Raw genomic sequence first — 503 nt, 5'->3', positions numbered from 1 at the left:
GGCGGTTGGCCGTTTCGTACTCAACGTGCGCGGTGTTGATCGTAATACCGCGTGCCTTTTCTTCCGGCGCCGCGTCGATCTGGTCGTATGCCTTAGCGGCACCACCAAACTTGGTCGCCAGCACGGTCGTGATCGCCGCGGTCAGCGTCGTCTTGCCGTGGTCAACGTGACCAATCGTACCAACGTTCACGTGCGGCTTGGTCCGCTCGAACTTTTCCTTTGCCATGTCGCGACTCCTGTCTCGGTAGCGATTTGCGTTGGTGGATGCGTGGTGCCCATGGGCAGGATCGAACTGCCGACCTCTCCCTTACCAAGGGAGTGCTCTACCACTGAGCCACATGGGCAAAACTTGCTAACAGTGAATGGAGCGGGTGAAGGGAATCGAACCCTCGTCGTAAGCTTGGAAGGCTTCTGCTCTACCATTGAGCTACACCCGCCCGGGTTACTACTTCCCTTGCCGCCCGGCCTTGCGACCGAACTCACTGCTTAATTCTGGTGGAGAG

At 58.4% G+C, this 503-nt stretch carries 1 protein-coding gene and 2 tRNA genes; all 3 read right to left on the bottom strand.

All coding sequences use genetic code 11. From position 1 onward, the window contains the following. On the bottom strand, positions 1–226 hold a 226-nt coding region (locus E2H86_RS25875; RefSeq protein ID WP_243744105.1), incomplete at its 3' end, for a GTP-binding protein. A 43-nt stretch (positions 227–269) separates the two neighbouring features. Then, positions 270–344 (bottom strand) — tRNA-Thr (locus E2H86_RS25870). A 19-nt stretch (positions 345–363) separates the two neighbouring features. Further along, positions 364–437 (bottom strand) — tRNA-Gly (locus tag E2H86_RS25865). Between the last annotated feature and the right edge of the window lie 66 nt (positions 438–503).

Origin of the sequence: Pseudomonas putida (assembly GCF_004357765.1) — a bacterium.
Classification (GTDB): domain Bacteria; phylum Pseudomonadota; class Gammaproteobacteria; order Pseudomonadales; family Pseudomonadaceae; genus Aquipseudomonas; species Aquipseudomonas putida_U.
The sequence above is the reverse complement of the archived record's forward strand: the minus strand, read 5'-3'. Positions and strand labels throughout refer to the sequence as shown.